The following is a 15,101-nucleotide window of genomic DNA, read 5'->3' as shown; positions in this document are numbered from 1 at the left end:
AGATCTGGCCGCGCAAACAGAAACCCCGGCACAGTGGCCGGGGTTTCTGGTCTTTCTGGCAATGAGCCGGAACGACTAGCAGATTCCGTTTCAGGGCGGCGATGAGCGCCGGTGAGCGAGCGCAGTGTACGAATCGTGTACATGAGCATCGCGAACGGGCGCGAAGTGTCGCCCTGGAGCGGAAGATGCGGTCGCGGGCACTTACATCATGCCGCCCATTCCGCCCATACCACCCATACCACCCATGTCACCGCCGCCGCCGGCATCGTCGTCCTTCGGCAGTTCGGCGATCATGCACTCGGTGGTGATCATCAGGCCGGCCACGGACGCGGCGTTCTGCAGCGCGGAGCGGGTGACCTTGGTCGGGTCCAGGATGCCGGACTCGATCATGTCGACGAACTCGCCGGTGGCTGCATTGAAGCCGAAGTTGCCGGAGCCGTCGCGGACCTTGCCGAGCACCACGGCGGGTTCGCCGCCAGCGTTCGACACGATCTTGCGCAGCGGTTCTTCCATCGCACGCAGGGCGATCTTGATGCCGAGGTTCTGCTCCTCGTTGTCGCCCTTCAGGCCGCCGATCGCGCTCAGCGCGCGGATCAGCGCGGTACCGCCGCCCGGGACCACGCCTTCCTCGACGGCAGCACGGGTGGCGTGCAGCGCATCTTCGACGCGGGCCTTCTTTTCCTTCATCTCGACTTCGGTGGCGGCACCCACCTTGATCACGGCCACACCGCCGGCCAGCTTGGCCACGCGTTCCTGCAGCTTCTCGCGGTCGTAGTCGGAGCTTGCGTCCTCGATCTGGGCGCGGATCTGCCCGACCCGGCTCTCGATCGCCGCCGCATCGCCGGCGCCGTCGATGATCGTGGTGTTCTCCTTGGTGATCTGGACCTTCTTGGCCGAGCCCAGCTGGTCGACGGTTGCCTTCTCCAGGCTCAGGCCGACTTCCTCGGAGATGACCTGGCCGCCGGTCAGGATGGCCATGTCTTCGAGCATCGCCTTGCGGCGGTCGCCGAAGCCCGGTGCCTTGACGGCCGCGACCTTGACGATGCCGCGCAGGTTGTTGACCACCAGGGTGGCCAGCGCTTCGCCTTCGATGTCCTCGGACACGATCACCAGGCTGCGGCTCTGCTTGGCCACCGATTCCAGCACCGGCAGCAGATCGCGCACGTTGGAGATCTTCTTGTCGTGCAGCAGGATGTACGGGTTCTCGAGCTCGACCTGCATCGTCTGCTGGTCGGTCACGAAGTACGGCGACAGGTAGCCACGGTCGAACTGCATGCCTTCGACGACGTCCAGCTCGTTATCCAGCGACTGGCCTTCCTCGACCGTGATGACGCCTTCCTTGCCGACCTTGCTCATCGCCTCGGCGATGATCTTGCCGATCTCTTCGTCGGAGTTGGCCGAGATCGTGCCGACCTGGGCGATCGACTTGTCGTCGGTGCACGGAATCGACAGCTTCTTCAGCTCTTCGACGGCGGCGCGGACGGCCTTGTCCAGGCCGCGCTTCAGGTCCATCGGGTTCATGCCGGCGGTGACCGCCTTCATGCCTTCGCGTAGCATGGCGGCGGCCAGCACGGTAGCGGTCGTGGTGCCGTCACCGGCAGTATCGGAGGTCTGGGACGCGACTTCCTTGACCATCTGCGCACCCATGTTCTCGAACTTGTTCTCCAGTTCGATTTCCTTGGCCACGGACACGCCGTCCTTGGTCACGGTGGGGGCGCCGAAGCTCTTTTCGAGCACGACGTTGCGGCCCTTGGGGCCGAGGGTCACGCTGACGGCACGCGCCAGGGTGTCGACGCCCTTGAGCATCTTGGTACGGGCGTCCTCGGAGAAACGGACTTCTTTGGCACTCATGAGTATTCTTCCTCGAGCAGTTTGAATTCGTTTTCGCTACGGAATGCGGTTGCGGGTCGTACGCGACAACGGTCGCGGCAATCAGCCTTCGATGACCGCCATGACGTCGTCTTCGCGCATCACCAGAAGTTCCTCGCCTTCGACCTTGACTTCGGTGCCGGAGTACTTGCCGAACAGCACCTTGTCGCCGACCTTGATGTCGAGCTCGCGCTTGCTGCCGTCTTCGAGGATCTTGCCGTTGCCGACCGCCAGCACCTCGCCCTTGATGGGCTTTTCGGTTGCACTGTCCGGAATCACGATGCCACCGGCGGTGGTTCGTTCTTCCTCGACACGCTTGACGATCACGCGATCATGCAGGGGACGCAGATTCATGGGTTGTTCTCCCTTCACACTCTTCAGGATTGAATGGACAGTCGAAAAAAGTCCGGTACGTAGCCGTCACGTACCGTCCGGTTTCGTTCGAACCGTGAGGCGCGGCGCGACCGGGCGAGGGTGAAATTCCGTCGTCGATCGCCACGTGGTGCACTTCACGTCCGGCTTGTCCCGGCAAATGGAGCCCTCGTGGCGGCATTTCAAGGCCCGGGCAGGAAAAACCGCCTGCGACCTCGACCCACGGGGCGTGGCCGGCGAACGGATAGAATGCGCAAGGAATCGCGCCCTGCGCGGGTCTGCTGAAGCCCTACCGCCCCGGACCGACGAAATGAGCGAACCCGACGACCTGTTGCTGGTCCATACCACCTGCGCCGATGTCGGCCAGGCCCGGACGCTGTCCGAGGCCCTGGTCGACCGCCGCCTGGCCGCCTGCGTCACCGTGGGCGCCGCCGTGGGCTCGACCTATCCGTGGGGCGGCGCCATCCAGCACGACGAGGAGATTCCCTTGACCCTGAAGACCACCCGAGCCGCGCTCCCCGCCCTGAAGGCCGCACTCGCCGAACTGCATCCCTACGACGTCCCGGAGGTTCTGGCGGTGCCGGTCGTCGATGCGTCCGACGACTACGCCGCGTGGGTCCGGCGCTGGCTGGACGGGAGCGAGGCATGATCATGTGGCGACGATTCCTGAGCTCGGGATCGAAGATGCGCGCCGGGTGGGCCGGGCTGCTCCTCGCCGCCGCCCCGGCCGTCGCCCAGATCGACCCGGCCGACCTGCTGCCGGTCGAGCAGGCGTTCTCGCTCGAGGCCGAGGCGCTCGATGCGTCCACGGTAGAGCTGCGCTGGACGATCGCCGACGGCTATTACATGTATCGCCACGCGTTCGGCGTCGAGGGCGCCAGCGAGGCCGTGACGGTGGGCGAGCTCGCGATCGACGCGGGCCGACGCTACGAGGACGAGTTCTTCGGCGAGGTGGAGATCTACCGCGAACGCGCTGCGATCGAGGTTCCGCTGGTCGCCCGGCCGACATCGGGACCGGTGGAGCTGTCGGTGAAGTTCCAGGGCTGCGCCGACCTCGGCGTGTGCTACCCGCCGCACCGCCAGATGATCACCGTCGACCTGCCGGCGGCCGAATCGGCACCGGCGGATGTGTCCCCCAGCGGGCCGGCAACGATTCCGCCGGAACCGCTCGGGCCGAACGGTTCCGGGCTGGACACCCTGCTCAGCGATTTCAGCAGCGCCGGTGAGCAGCTGACCGGCCGCAGCGATCCGCTGCTTCCGGAACAGGCATTCCGCGTCGAGACGATCGCCCTCGGGCCCGACCGCCTGCTGGCCCGGTTCACCACCCACCCGGACTACTACCTCTATCGCGACACGATCGAGTTCGATCCCGGCGCGCCCGGGGTGATGCTCGCCGCACCCGAGTTTCCCGATGCCGTCGCGATCACCGACGAGTACTTCGGCGACACCTTCGTCTACTACGGCGAAGTGGAGATCCCGGTCGGCCTGTCCAGGCCCCCGGGGCCCGCGATGGACCTTCCGCTGGAGGTGCGCTTCCAGGGCTGCCAGACCGACGGCATCTGCTACCCGCCGATGGCGCGCACGCTCGTCGTCGACGTGCCGGCGGCCCCGGCGCGGCCGGCTCGTGGGTCCGGGCCCGTCGAGGCCATCGCGACGACCGACGCCGCGGGCCGGGAGGGGGGCGCTTCCGGGGCCGAACGTTTCCGGTCCACCTCCTCCGCGCCGAACGCCAGCGAACAGAGTCGCCTGGCCGGTGCCCTGGCCGAGCGGCCCGTGCTGGCGCTGTTGCTGTTCTTCATTGCCGGCATCCTGCTGGCCTTCACGCCGTGCGTGTTCCCGATGGTGCCGATCCTGTCCGGCCTCATCGCCGGCGACGCGGAGCGCATGACCACGGCGCGCGCGTTCCGGCTGTCGCTGGTCTACGTGCTGGCCATGGCGGTCGTCTACACCGCGTTCGGGGTGATCGCCGCGGTGCTCGGAGAGAACCTGCAGGCGCTGTTCCAGCATCCGGCCGTGCTGGTGGCCTTCGCGCTGCTGTTCGTGCTCCTTTCGCTGGCGATGTTCGGCTTCTACGAGCTGCAGCTGCCGTCGTCCTGGCAGACCCGTCTGAACGCCCTGTCCAATCGCGCCGAGGGCGGCACCCTGTGGGGCGCGGCGATCATGGGCGGGCTGTCGGCGCTGGTCGTCGGGCCCTGCGTGGCCCCGGCGCTGATGGGCGCGTTGATCTACATCGGCCAGACCGGCGACGCAGTGCTCGGCGGAGGCGCACTGTTCGCGATGGCGCTGGGCATGGGCGTGCCCCTGGTGATCTGGGGAACCTCGGCCGGCAAGCTGCTGCCGCGGGCCGGGGTCTGGATGACGGCGGTCAAGGCGGCATTCGGCGTCGGCCTGCTCGCGCTGGCCATCTGGATGCTCGAGCGGGTGCTTCCGGGCGGCGTGATCATGCTGATGTGGGGTGCGCTGGCGCTGGTCTCGGGGGTCTATCTCGGCGCCTTCAACCGCACCGAGCCCGGCCTGGCCGGCTGGCCGCGGCTGTGGCAGGGACTGGGCCTGATCCTGGTGCTGTTCGGTGCGATGCAGTTGATCGGCGCCGCGGCCGGCGGACGCGACTGGACCCGGCCGCTGGAGCCGTTCGCGTCGCGCGCCGCATCCGCACCGGCGACCCGGGCCGTCGAGTTCGTCGAAGTGGACGACCTGGCCGGACTGGAGCGCGCACTGCAGGCCTCGACACGCCCCGTGTTCCTCGACTTCTATGCCGACTGGTGCGTGGACTGCAAGCGGATGGAGCGCCGCACCTTTCCCGACCCGGCCGTGGCCTCGGCGCTCGGCGAGTTCGACCTGCTGAAGATCGACCTGACGGACTTCAACGATGCCCACCGCGAGGTGCTCGCCGAGTTCGGCCTCATCGGCCCGCCGGCCTACCTGTTCTTCGCCGACGGCCGGGAGCTCGAGGCGTTCCGGATGTTCGGCTTCATGGCCCCCGGACCCTTCCGCGACCACCTGGCAAACGTTCGCGCAGCCGTCGCCCGATGATTCGTGCCCTGAAGGTGCTGGCGATCGCGTTGCTGGGCCTTGCGCTCGGCATCGGCCTGGCGTGGTTGACGCGAGGCCAGCCGCCGGCACCGAACCCGGGCGGCGCGGACGACGCGGCTGCCGTCGGCGACCCCCGCCCCGATTTCCGGCACGCCGCGCTGGACGGCTCGGCGGTCGAAGCGGCCGACTTCGACGGGCGGCCGCTGCTGGTCAATTTCTGGGCAACCTGGTGTGCGCCCTGCATCCGCGAGATGCCGCTGCTCGATGCCTTCGCGGCCGAGCAGTCCGAGCGCCTTTCGGTGGTCGGGATCGCGATCGATGATCCGGCCGCGGTCGGCAGCTTCGTCGACAGGTTGGGGGTCGACTATCCGATCCTGGTCGGCGCCGCCGGGGCCGTCGAGGTCATGGACACGCAGCGGCGCTATGGCAACGCGCAGGGGCTGCTGCCGTACACGGTGCTGGTCGCGGCCGACGGGACGATCGCGTGGCAGCACCTGGGGGAAGTCGAACGCCACCACCTGGAGGACGAGGTCCTGCCGCTGATCGAGTGAGCCGGCCCGGCAACGGACGGGCCCTCGTGGTGGTTGATGTCGAAGGTGTCTCGACACTCGGACTTCGCCTGCAAGCGCGCAGCGCGGGGCGAAATGCCTTTCGGGGTTGGTTTCCGTTTCCAGGCGAAACCCGAACAACAACTACGAAAAGCGTTTCGCCACGCGGGCTTCGCCCGCTTTCTGGCGAGGTACTTTTGACAGTCGCCTCAAAAGTACCCAAAAGCGCTTTCTACCCCGGTGCGAAGAGCCCGGGGTTGCCCGTCAGGCGAGGGCGTGGCGCAAAAAATCGCTTACCGCGCTGAGACACGAGAAGCTGTCGAGCGCCAGGTTTCGGCTACCGGACGGAGGGTCGGAGCCCGGCAGCCTCGGTGGGCACTGCCTCCGAGGTCGCTGCTGGGCCGAAGCGGAGGCCGCTCCACATCAACCGCGGGTAATCCCGGTGGTTGCGACCAACAGCTTCTCCTTTCCCGATGCCGATCACCGATTATTGTCGCCACGGCGTTTCCCGGGAAACTCGCCCCTCGATACGACCCGCCTTTAGAGAGCGCTTTTGCCTTCTTTTGTCGCGCCTGACAAAAGAAGGTCGCCCGCAAGCGCGCAGCGCGGGGCGAAATGCAGTTTTGGGTTGATGGCTTCTTGATCCAGAAACTAAGAATCTCTCGCACCGCACGCTCCGTCCGCCCGCCGACGAGTGCGAGGCTTCGGTATCCGGATGGGTGAGAGAAGCCCGATCCGTCGGCCAGGAAACCCATTACAGGGCCGGCGCCCGACCGGAGCGGGTGCCGCTCCGCAGCCATTCTCCAGCTGAGGGCAACGGGCCTGCATCCTCGCCAAATCTCGGCGAATCTGCGCCGATCATCGCCTTCCGTTCGGTCTGGCAATTCGCGGCTCGATGCGGCAAACTTGCCGACCTGCCGAATTCCGGAACGCCGGTCGCCCATGCGCATCCTGATCCTGCACGGTCCGAACCTGAACCTGCTCGGCCGCCGGGAGCCCGAGGTTTACGGTCGCACCACCCTGGCCGAGATCGACGAGGCCCTGGGGCGGATCGCTCGCAAGGCGGGTTGTACGATCGAGTGCGTGCAGTCCAACGCCGAGCACGAGTTGGTCGAGCGGGTGCAGGCCGCGATGGACGACGGGACCGACGGCATCGTGATCAATCCGGCCGCGTTCACGCATACCTCGGTGGCCTTGCGCGACGCACTGGCCGCCTGCGGCCGGCCGTTCGTCGAGGTGCACCTGTCGGTGCCCGAGGCGCGCGAGCCGTTTCGCCACGAGTCGCTGCTGGCCGATCTCGCGCTGGCTCGGGTGTCCGGATTCGGAGCGCATTCCTATAACTATGGGCTGGAGGGCTTGATCGAGCACCTCAAAGCCGCTGCTTCGGAGTAGACAAGACGATGGACCTGAGAAAGATCAAGAAACTGATCGAGTTGCTCGAGGAATCGAATCTCGCGGAAATCGAGATCCACGAAGGTGAGGAGTCGGTTCGGCTCAGCCGCCCCGGCGCCGGCAGCCCCGCCGCACCCCCGCAGTTCGCGATGCCGATGCCGATGCTCGCCGGCCCGCCGACCGCCGGAGCGCCGGCGCCCGCACCCGCGCCTGCCGAGTCCGACGGCGGCGACGAGGACGGAGTGCCCGATGGCGAGCTGGTGCGCTCGCCGATGGTCGGCACCTTCTACGATTCGCCGAATCCCGACTCGGATCCGTTCGTCAAGGAGGGGTCGAAGGTCAGCAAGGGCGACACGCTGTGCCTGGTCGAGGCGATGAAGATGTTCAACCAGATCGAGGCCGAGGTTTCCGGCACCGTGGTTGCGATCCTGGTCGAATCGGGCCAGCCGGTGGAATTCGATCAGCCACTGTTCGTGATCCGTCCCTGACATGGCTGCGTTCAAGAAGATCCTGATCGCCAACCGCGGCGAAATCGCGCTGCGCATCCTGCGCGCCTGCCAGGCCATGGGCATTCGCACCGTGGCCGTGCATTCGACCGTTGATCGCAACCTGAAACACGTCGGCATGGCCGACGAATCGGTCTGCATCGGTCCGGCGCCGGCCTCGGAAAGCTACCTCAACGTGCCGGCGATCATCGCCGCGATGGAAGTCACCGACGCCGAGGCGGTTCATCCCGGCTACGGATTCCTGGCCGAGAACGCCGATTTCGCCGAGCGCATCGAGGAGTCCGGCTTCACCTTCATTGGCCCACGGGCCGAGACGATTCGCCTGATGGGCGACAAGGTCTCGGCGATCGAGGCCATGCAGAAGGCCGGCGTGCCCTGCGTTCCCGGGTCGAACGGTCCGCTCGACGACGACGATCGCCGGACCCGGCAGCTGGCCGAACAGATCGGCTATCCGGTGCTGATCAAGGCGGCGGCAGGGGGCGGCGGACGCGGCATGCGCGTGGTCCACAACCCCTTTGACCTGATCAAATCGATCCAGCTGACCCGCCAGGAAGCGAAGTCCGGTTTCGGCGACGACACCGTGTACATGGAGAAGTACCTGCAGAATCCGCGTCACGTCGAAGTGCAGGTGCTGTCGGATACCCACGGCAACGCGGTACACCTCGGCGAGCGCGACTGCTCGATGCAGCGCCGGCACCAGAAGGTCATCGAGGAAGCGCCGGCGCCGGGCATCTCGGCCGAGCAGCGCGAGAAGATCGGCGCCATCTGCACCGAGGCCTGCAAGCGCATCGGCTATCGCGGAGCGGGCACCTTCGAGTTCCTGTTCGAGGACGGCGAGTTCTACTTCATCGAGATGAATACCCGGATCCAGGTCGAGCACCCGGTCACCGAGATGATCACCGGCATCGACCTGATCCGTGCCCAGATCCTGGTCGCCGCGGGCGAGCCGCTACCGTTCACCCAGGACGACATCGTGTTCACCGGCCACGCCGTCGAGTGCCGGATCAATGCCGAAGACCCGGTCAAGTTCCTGCCGCAGCCGGGCATGATCGATGCGTTCCATGCCCCGGGTGGACCCGGCGTACGCGTCGACTCGCACATCTACGACGGCTACGCCGTGCCGCCGAACTACGACTCGATGATCGGCAAGCTGATCTGCCACGGCGAAACCCGCGACGACGCCATGGCGCGGATGCGTGTCGCCCTCAACGAAGCCGTGCTGACCGGCGTCAAGACCAACATCCCGCTGCACCTGAAGCTCCTCGAGGACCCGGGCTTCCGGAAGGGCGGGACCAACATCCACTACCTGGAAAAGCTGCTCAGCCGGGAATCCGGTTGAGTCCTGCGTTCCGGATTCCGGCCATTAGCCGTGACGGCGGGCGACTGGCCCGCCGCGCTTCGGTCATGCTTCAAAGGCAGTTTCGCCACGCGAGCTCCGCCCGCTTTCTGGCGAGGTGCTTTTGACAGTCGCCTCAAAAGTACCCCAAAGCGCTTTCTACCCCGGTGCGAATAGAGCGGGGTTGCCCGTCAGGCCGCGCTGCGGCGCAGAAAATCGCTTACCGCGCTGAGACACGAGAAGCTGTCGAGCGCCAGACTTCGGCTACCGGACGGAGGGTCGGAGCCCGACAGCCTCGGTGGTCACTGCCCTCGAGGTCGCTGCCGGGCCGAAGCGGGGCCCGCTCCGCGTCCACCTTGGGTCATCCGCGAGGTTGCGACCAACAGCGTCTCCTCTCCGGAGGCCGACCAGCGAGTATCGCCGCCACGGCGGTACCAAAGGAACTCGCCCCTCGATACGACCCGTTTTTCGAGAGCGCTTTTGCCTTCTTTTGTCGCGCCTGACAAAAGAAGGTTGCCCGCAAGCGCGCAGCGCGGGGCGAAATGGTTCTCGGGGTTGGTTGTTGCTTGAACCGGAGTTCCAAAACGCTCGGCAACGCGGGCTGCGCCGACTCGCCGGCGAGCAACAGGCCTCGGCTGCCGAACGGGAAGGAACGCGGCCCGATCCGTCGGCCGAAACAAGAAACCAACTACTTCAACAACTTCGTGACCTCCCGGAACCGCGGGTGCGTCGCGTCGCGCATCAGCTCGAACAGCGCCATCTCCACGTTGCTGATCACCGCCCCCGCGTCGCGGAGGCGCAGCAGGCCCGTGGCCTTGTTGTCCGCCGAGCGCGACGACACCGCGTCGGCGATGACGTGGACTTCGCGGCCTTCGCGAAGCAGCGCAGCGGCGGTCTGCCAGACGCAGACGTGGGTCTCGATGCCGCACAGCAGGACCTGTTCGCGGTTCGAATCGAGGATGCGCTGCCTGAGGGCCTCGTCGCCGAGGCAGCCGAAGCTGGACTTGGCGCAGGGTTCGAGGCCGGCCAGCGGATCCTGGAGCTCGTCGACGGTGGCGCCGAGCTTGTCCGGTAGCTGCTCGGCCCAGGTCACGGGAACATCGAGCAGGCGGCAGGACCGGACCAGGATGGACTGGGCGCGGATCATCGCCTCGGACTCGTGCATCAGCCTGGCCAGCCGGCCCTGGACGTCGACGACGACCAGCTGGCTGCGATCCGGGTCGAGGTGGCGGAGTGCGGGGGGCGCGGACATCGATCGCTCCATCGGAGAAGACTCCCGCCAGCTTACCAATGCACCCGTCGGCCGTTCAGGCCCGAGTCACGACCCAGGCATCGACCCGTGCAACGCCGGCGCGTTTCAGCGTCCGTGCGCACTCGTTCAACGTGGCGCCGGTAGTCATCACGTCGTCGACCAGGGCGACATGGGCCAGGCCGGGCGGCAGCCGGCGGCACCGGAACGCGGCGCGGACGTTGGCGCGCCGCCGGCCGGAGCGCAGCGCCGACTGGGTGGCCGTCGATCGCACCCGGGTCAGGAGCTCGTGGACCGGCGGACCCGCGATCCGGTGCATGGCATCGCGGGCCAGCAGTTCGGCCTGGTTGAAACCGCGGCGGGTCTGGCGGCGCCAGTGCAGGGGCACGGGAACCACGAGCTGCGGTCGGGTGCCGTCGCTCGAAAGCCTGTCGGCCACGGTATCGGCGAGCGTGCCGGCAAGTGCCAGGCCGGCGGCGAGGTCGCGGCGGAACTTGAACCGCTGCACCAGGCGGTCGACCGGCGCCTGGTAGTGGAGGGCGGCAACGGTGGCATCGAAGGCCGGCTCGGACCCCGAGCAGCTGCCGCAGCGGAGGACGTCGCGCGGCAGGGGATTGGCGCAGCGTCGACAACCGTGCTCGACCCTCGGCAGCTCGGCGCGGCAGCCCGGGCACAGGTTGTCCGGCTGCCCGAGATCGCCGCACAGGACGCAGCGCGGCGGCCAGACCGTGTCGAGCAGCGCCCGGACCGCGTCGCGGCCCCGGCGGATCGCTGGTGCCGCGCGCCGGCCCTCGTCAACCTGCACGGGTCGTTTCAGGTTGACAGACCGCCGCCGCTGTTTCGACAATACCCCACTGCCCATCGTCCCCATCCTGCCATGTCCTCCGCTGCTCCGTCTCGAGAATCGGGCGCTGCGCCCCCGCCGCGTCACGACTGGACGCTCGACGAGGTCCGCGCGCTCTTCGACCTGCCCTTCGCCGAATTGATCTTCCGCGCCCAGCAGACCCATCGCCGGCATTTCGACCCCAACGAGGTGCAGGTCTCCACGCTGCTTTCGATCAAGACCGGGCGTTGTCCGGAGGACTGCAAGTATTGCCCGCAGTCGGTGCGCTGGAACACCGGGCTGGACGACGAGGAGCTGCTGCCGGTCGAGGTCGTGCGTGAGGCGGCTCGCAAGGCGCGCGAAGCCGGCTCGGAGCGGTTCTGCATGGGCGCGGCGTGGCGCCGGCCGAAGGACCGCCAGGTCGATCGCGTGATCGAACTGATCGAGGCGGTGCGCGAGGAGGGGCTGGAGACCTGTCTGACGCTCGGCATGCTGACTGCCGAGCAGGCCGAGCGCCTGCGCGACGCTGGCCTGGACTACTACAACCACAACCTCGATACCTCGCCGGAGTATTACGAGGACATCATCACCACACGCAGCTACCAGGATCGGCTCGATACGCTGGAAAACGTCCGGGCCAGCGGCATGAAGGTGTGCTGCGGCGGGATTGTCGGCATGGGCGAGTCGCGCGACGACCGGGTCGGCCTGCTGGCCCAGCTGGCGAATCTGCCGGATCACCCGCAGTCGGTGCCGATCAACCAGCTGGTACGGGTTCCGGGCACCCCGCTAGAGGACGCCGAGCCGATCGATCCGCTCGAGTTCGTGCGCACGATCGCCGTGGCGAGACTGCTGATGCCCGAAGCGCGCGTGCGCCTGTCGGCCGGCCGCGAGGCGATGTCCGACGAGATGCAGGCCCTGTGTTTCCTGGCCGGCGCGAACTCGATCTTTTACGGCGACAAGTTGCTGACTACCGGCAACCCCGACGTCGAAGCGGACCGGGCGCTGTTCGATCGCCTGGGAATCCGCGCGGCCGGCACGCGCCCGCCCGCCGGGTCCTGATGCGCGGACGGCTGGACGCGACGCTGGCCGCCCGGCGTACCGAGCGCGAAGCCGCCGGACGCCGGCGCGTCGTCCAGGCCTTCGAGCCGATCGGTGGTTGCCGGGTGCGGCACGGCGACGTCGAGCTGATCGATTTCTGCAGCAACGATTACCTGGGCTTGGCCCGGGAGCGAGCGCCCGGCGGTCCGGGACCCGATGTGGATGGTGGTTCGCCGACCGGGTCGGCCGCATCGCCGCTGGTCAGCGGCTACGGCCCGGGCCATCTCCGCCTGGCCGCCCGGCTGGCCGAGTTTGTCGGCGCGGAAGCGGCCGTGCTGGTGCCCAGCGGCTACCAGGCCAACCTCGCGCTCGGGCAGGCGCTTCTCGGCCGCGGCGACGCGGTGCTCGCCGACCGGCTCAACCACGCGTCACTGAATGACGGGGCGCGACTGGCCGGGGCTCGAATCCGGCGCTATGCGCACGCCGATGGCGACGACGCACAACGACGGCTGGACGCGCGAACGCGCTGGCTGGCCAGCGATGCGGTGTTCTCGATGGACGGCGACGTTGCGCCGCTGTCGGCGCTGGCCGCGCTGGCCGACCGCTCAGGGCTGGGTCTCTGGATCGATGATGCACACGGCTTCGGCGTGCTCGGCCCCGGCGGTCGGGGCGCGGTTGCCGATTCCGGTGTCCGGGCCGATGCGCTGGTGATCACCTTCGGCAAGGCGCTGGGTACCCAGGGCGCGGCCATCCTCGGCGAGCGGGCGCTGATCGACGAACTGGTCAATGGTGCCCGCGCGATCATCTACTCCACCGCACCGTCGCCGCTGCTGGTCGATGCGACCGATCGTGCGCTGACCCGCTTGCAGCAGGAGTCCTGGCGGCGGACGCGTTTGCGCGAAGCCGTCGAACGCTTCCGCGCCGGCTGCGAACGAGCCGGCGTGCCGCTCGGGCCATCGACCACGCCGATCCAGCCGGTGCTGCTCGGCGACGACCGCAGCGCTGTCCGCGCCGCCGACGCGCTCGCCGCACGAGGGTTCCTGGTCCGGGCGATCCGTCCGCCGACGGTCCCCGAGGGCCGGGCCCGGCTGCGGATCACGCTCAGCTCCGCCCACGAGAACACCGCCATCGACGGCCTGGTCGCCGCGCTGGCCGAGGCCCTGCCGCAGGCGTCGTCCCGCGTCGAGCCGGTCGCGACGGCGACGACGACCGCGACCCCGGACGGCTCCCGATGAGCGACCCGACGCCGACGATCGGCCTGGTCCACGGCTGGGCGATGCATGGCGGCCTGTTCGACGACCTGGTCGCGGCCTGGCCGGACGCCGACTGGCGGCGCTTGGACCTGCCGGGCCACGGCGTCCGCCGCGACCTGGCCTGGCCGGACGACCCCGATGCCTTGCTCGATGCCGTGTTCGACGATCTGCCGAGCGGCAGCTGGGTGCTGGGCTGGTCCCTGGGCGGCCTGGTCGCGATGCAGGCCGCGCTCCGCGAACCCGAGCGCTTCACCGGCCTGGTGCTGATCGCCGCGACGCCGTCGTTGATCCGGCGGCCGCACTGGCCGCATGCCGTGGAACCGGCGATGCTCCAGGCGATGGCGGTGGAACTGGCCGGCGATCCCGAAACCGTGGTCCAGCGCTTCCTCGCCCTGGAGATGCACGGCGCGGCGAACGCGCGAAGCGATCTGAAGCGCCTGCGGGAGCGCGCCTTCGAACACGGCTATCCGTCCCGACAGGCGCTGCTGGCCGGCCTGAATCACCTCGCCGGGACCGACCTGACCGGGCAGCTGCGACAGCTGGCCGTTCCGGTTCGATTGCTCGGTGGACGGCGCGACCGGCTGGTGCCCTGGGCAGCGCTGGAAGCGGTCGCCGAGCTTGTTCGCGACAGCGACCTGGTCCGTATCCCCGGCGCCGCGCACGCGCCGTTCCTGACCGACCCGGAGGCCGTTGCCGCAGCCGTGCGAGGATGGATCATCGATGGTTGACCGACGCGAACAAGGCGCGGGCCTTCCCCGCTACGACCGGGCCCGGATCCGGCAGCGCTTCGGCCGCGCGGCGGACGTCTACGCCGAACGTGCGCGGTTGCAGGCGGAGGTGGCCGACCGCCTGATCGAACGGCTCGACGGATTGCGCTTCCAGCCGAATACGGTGCTGGACCTCGGCGCCGGGCCGGGACGCCAGGCGCGCGTGCTGGCCGACCGGTTCGGCGATGCGGACGTGGTGGCCATGGATCTTGCCCTGCCGATGCTGCACCGGGCGCGCCGCGAGGCGGGCTGGCGCGGTCGCCGCTTCGCCCGGGTCGCGGGGGATGCGCATGCCCTGCCGCTCGCCGATGCCAGCGTCGATCTGCTGTACTCGAACCTGATGCTGCAGTGGTGCGACGACCTGCCGGCCGTGCTCAACGGCCTGCGCCGCGTGCTCCGTCCCGGCGGCTTGCTGCTGATCTCCACCTTCGGCCCCGACACGCTCGCCGAGTTGCGCGAGGCCTGGGCCCGGGTCGACGAGGGCGAGCACGTCCATCGCTTCACCGACGTGCAGACGGTCGGCGACGCCTTGGTCCGGTCAGGCTTCATGGAGCCCGTGCTCGACACCGACTGGCTGACCACGACCTATCGCTCGCCGCGCGATCTCCTCGACGAGCTGCGCTCGATCGGCGCCAGCCATGTATCGCGGAGGGTCCCCGACGTCGATGGTCCGGGGAGTCGGCCGGCCGCGTCCGCCGGTCTGACGCCCCCGTCGCGGCTCAGGGCGATGCTCGCCGCCTACGAATCCCATCGCCGTGACGACGGCCTGTACCCGGCCACCTGGGAGGTGGTCTATGCTTCCGCCTGGGCGCCGGAGCCGGGTGCGCCGATCCGCTCGATCCACGGCGAGGAGGCGTCCGTCCCGTTGACCTCGATCGGCCGTCGCCGCCGGTCGTCCGACTGAGTCCACCCTTT

At 68.5% G+C, this 15,101-nt stretch carries 14 protein-coding genes; 10 read left to right on the top strand and 4 right to left on the bottom strand.

Annotated elements, in window-relative coordinates; all coding sequences use genetic code 11:
* Positions 1 to 201: 201 nt before the first annotated feature.
* Positions 202 to 1,851: a chaperonin GroEL gene (groL, locus tag KUV67_05805; GenBank protein ID MBY6204385.1), complete on the bottom strand. Its 1,650-nt coding sequence runs from the start codon at positions 1,849 to 1,851 to the stop codon at positions 202 to 204.
* Between the two features lie 81 nt (positions 1,852 to 1,932).
* Positions 1,933 to 2,223 (bottom strand): co-chaperone GroES, encoded by a 291-nt coding sequence (gene groES, locus KUV67_05800; protein ID MBY6204384.1) that lies wholly within the window; start codon positions 2,221 to 2,223, stop codon positions 1,933 to 1,935.
* Positions 2,224 to 2,551: 328 nt separating this feature from the next.
* Between groES and KUV67_05795 the strand changes: the two genes are divergently transcribed.
* From KUV67_05795 to accC, 6 genes are all read left to right on the top strand, one after another.
* Positions 2,552 to 2,890, top strand: coding sequence for a divalent-cation tolerance protein CutA (locus KUV67_05795; protein ID MBY6204383.1), 339 nt, complete (start codon positions 2,552 to 2,554; stop codon positions 2,888 to 2,890).
* Positions 2,887 to 5,274: a protein-disulfide reductase DsbD gene (gene dsbD, locus KUV67_05790; protein ID MBY6204382.1), complete on the top strand. Its 2,388-nt coding sequence runs from the start codon at positions 2,887 to 2,889 to the stop codon at positions 5,272 to 5,274. The genes KUV67_05795 and dsbD overlap by 4 nt, the downstream gene beginning before the upstream one ends.
* Complete coding sequence (locus tag KUV67_05785; protein ID MBY6204381.1) at positions 5,271 to 5,825, top strand: TlpA family protein disulfide reductase; 555 nt, start codon at positions 5,271 to 5,273, stop codon at positions 5,823 to 5,825. Before dsbD ends, KUV67_05785 begins: the two co-directional genes overlap by 4 nt.
* Positions 5,826 to 6,764: 939 nt before the next feature.
* Entirely contained in the window at positions 6,765 to 7,214 is a 450-nt protein-coding gene (aroQ, locus tag KUV67_05780; GenBank protein ID MBY6204380.1) for a type II 3-dehydroquinate dehydratase, read from the top strand.
* Between the two features lie 8 nt (positions 7,215 to 7,222).
* On the top strand, positions 7,223 to 7,702 hold the full coding sequence (gene accB, locus KUV67_05775) for an acetyl-CoA carboxylase biotin carboxyl carrier protein (GenBank protein MBY6204379.1): 480 nt from the start codon (positions 7,223 to 7,225) through the stop codon (positions 7,700 to 7,702).
* A gap of 1 nt (position 7,703) precedes the next feature.
* Positions 7,704 to 9,059, top strand: a complete 1,356-nt coding sequence (gene accC, locus KUV67_05770) for an acetyl-CoA carboxylase biotin carboxylase subunit (GenBank protein MBY6204378.1) — start codon at positions 7,704 to 7,706, stop codon at positions 9,057 to 9,059.
* Between the two features lie 685 nt (positions 9,060 to 9,744).
* Here the strand turns inward: accC and KUV67_05765 are convergent.
* Both KUV67_05765 and KUV67_05760 read right to left on the bottom strand, forming a co-directional pair.
* Complete coding sequence (locus KUV67_05765; protein MBY6204377.1) at positions 9,745 to 10,308, bottom strand: hydrolase; 564 nt, start codon at positions 10,306 to 10,308, stop codon at positions 9,745 to 9,747.
* A gap of 55 nt (positions 10,309 to 10,363) precedes the next feature.
* Positions 10,364 to 11,110 carry a ComF family protein gene (locus tag KUV67_05760; protein ID MBY6204376.1) on the bottom strand — a complete coding sequence of 249 codons (747 nt, stop codon included), beginning with the start codon at positions 11,108 to 11,110 and terminating at the stop codon, positions 10,364 to 10,366.
* A gap of 72 nt (positions 11,111 to 11,182) precedes the next feature.
* Between KUV67_05760 and bioB the strand changes: the two genes are divergently transcribed.
* Genes bioB through bioC form a run of 4 tightly spaced genes read left to right on the top strand, consistent with a single transcriptional unit; the run spans position 11,183 to position 15,090 of the window.
* Positions 11,183 to 12,187: a biotin synthase BioB gene (bioB, locus tag KUV67_05755; GenBank protein ID MBY6204375.1), complete on the top strand. Its 1,005-nt coding sequence runs from the start codon at positions 11,183 to 11,185 to the stop codon at positions 12,185 to 12,187.
* Complete coding sequence (locus KUV67_05750; GenBank protein ID MBY6204374.1) at positions 12,187 to 13,401, top strand: 8-amino-7-oxononanoate synthase; 1,215 nt, start codon at positions 12,187 to 12,189, stop codon at positions 13,399 to 13,401. Before bioB ends, KUV67_05750 begins: the two co-directional genes overlap by 1 nt.
* Positions 13,398 to 14,147: an alpha/beta fold hydrolase gene (locus tag KUV67_05745; GenBank protein MBY6204373.1), complete on the top strand. Its 750-nt coding sequence runs from the start codon at positions 13,398 to 13,400 to the stop codon at positions 14,145 to 14,147. The genes KUV67_05750 and KUV67_05745 overlap by 4 nt, the downstream gene beginning before the upstream one ends.
* Positions 14,140 to 15,090, top strand: coding sequence for a malonyl-ACP O-methyltransferase BioC (bioC, locus tag KUV67_05740; protein ID MBY6204372.1), 951 nt, complete (start codon positions 14,140 to 14,142; stop codon positions 15,088 to 15,090). Before KUV67_05745 ends, bioC begins: the two co-directional genes overlap by 8 nt.
* Positions 15,091 to 15,101 lie beyond the last annotated feature (11 nt).

Origin of the sequence: Halomonas denitrificans, assembly GCA_019800895.1 — a bacterium.
Classification (GTDB): Bacteria; Pseudomonadota; Gammaproteobacteria; order Xanthomonadales; family Wenzhouxiangellaceae.
This window is presented reverse-complemented; position numbering and strand designations above follow the sequence as displayed.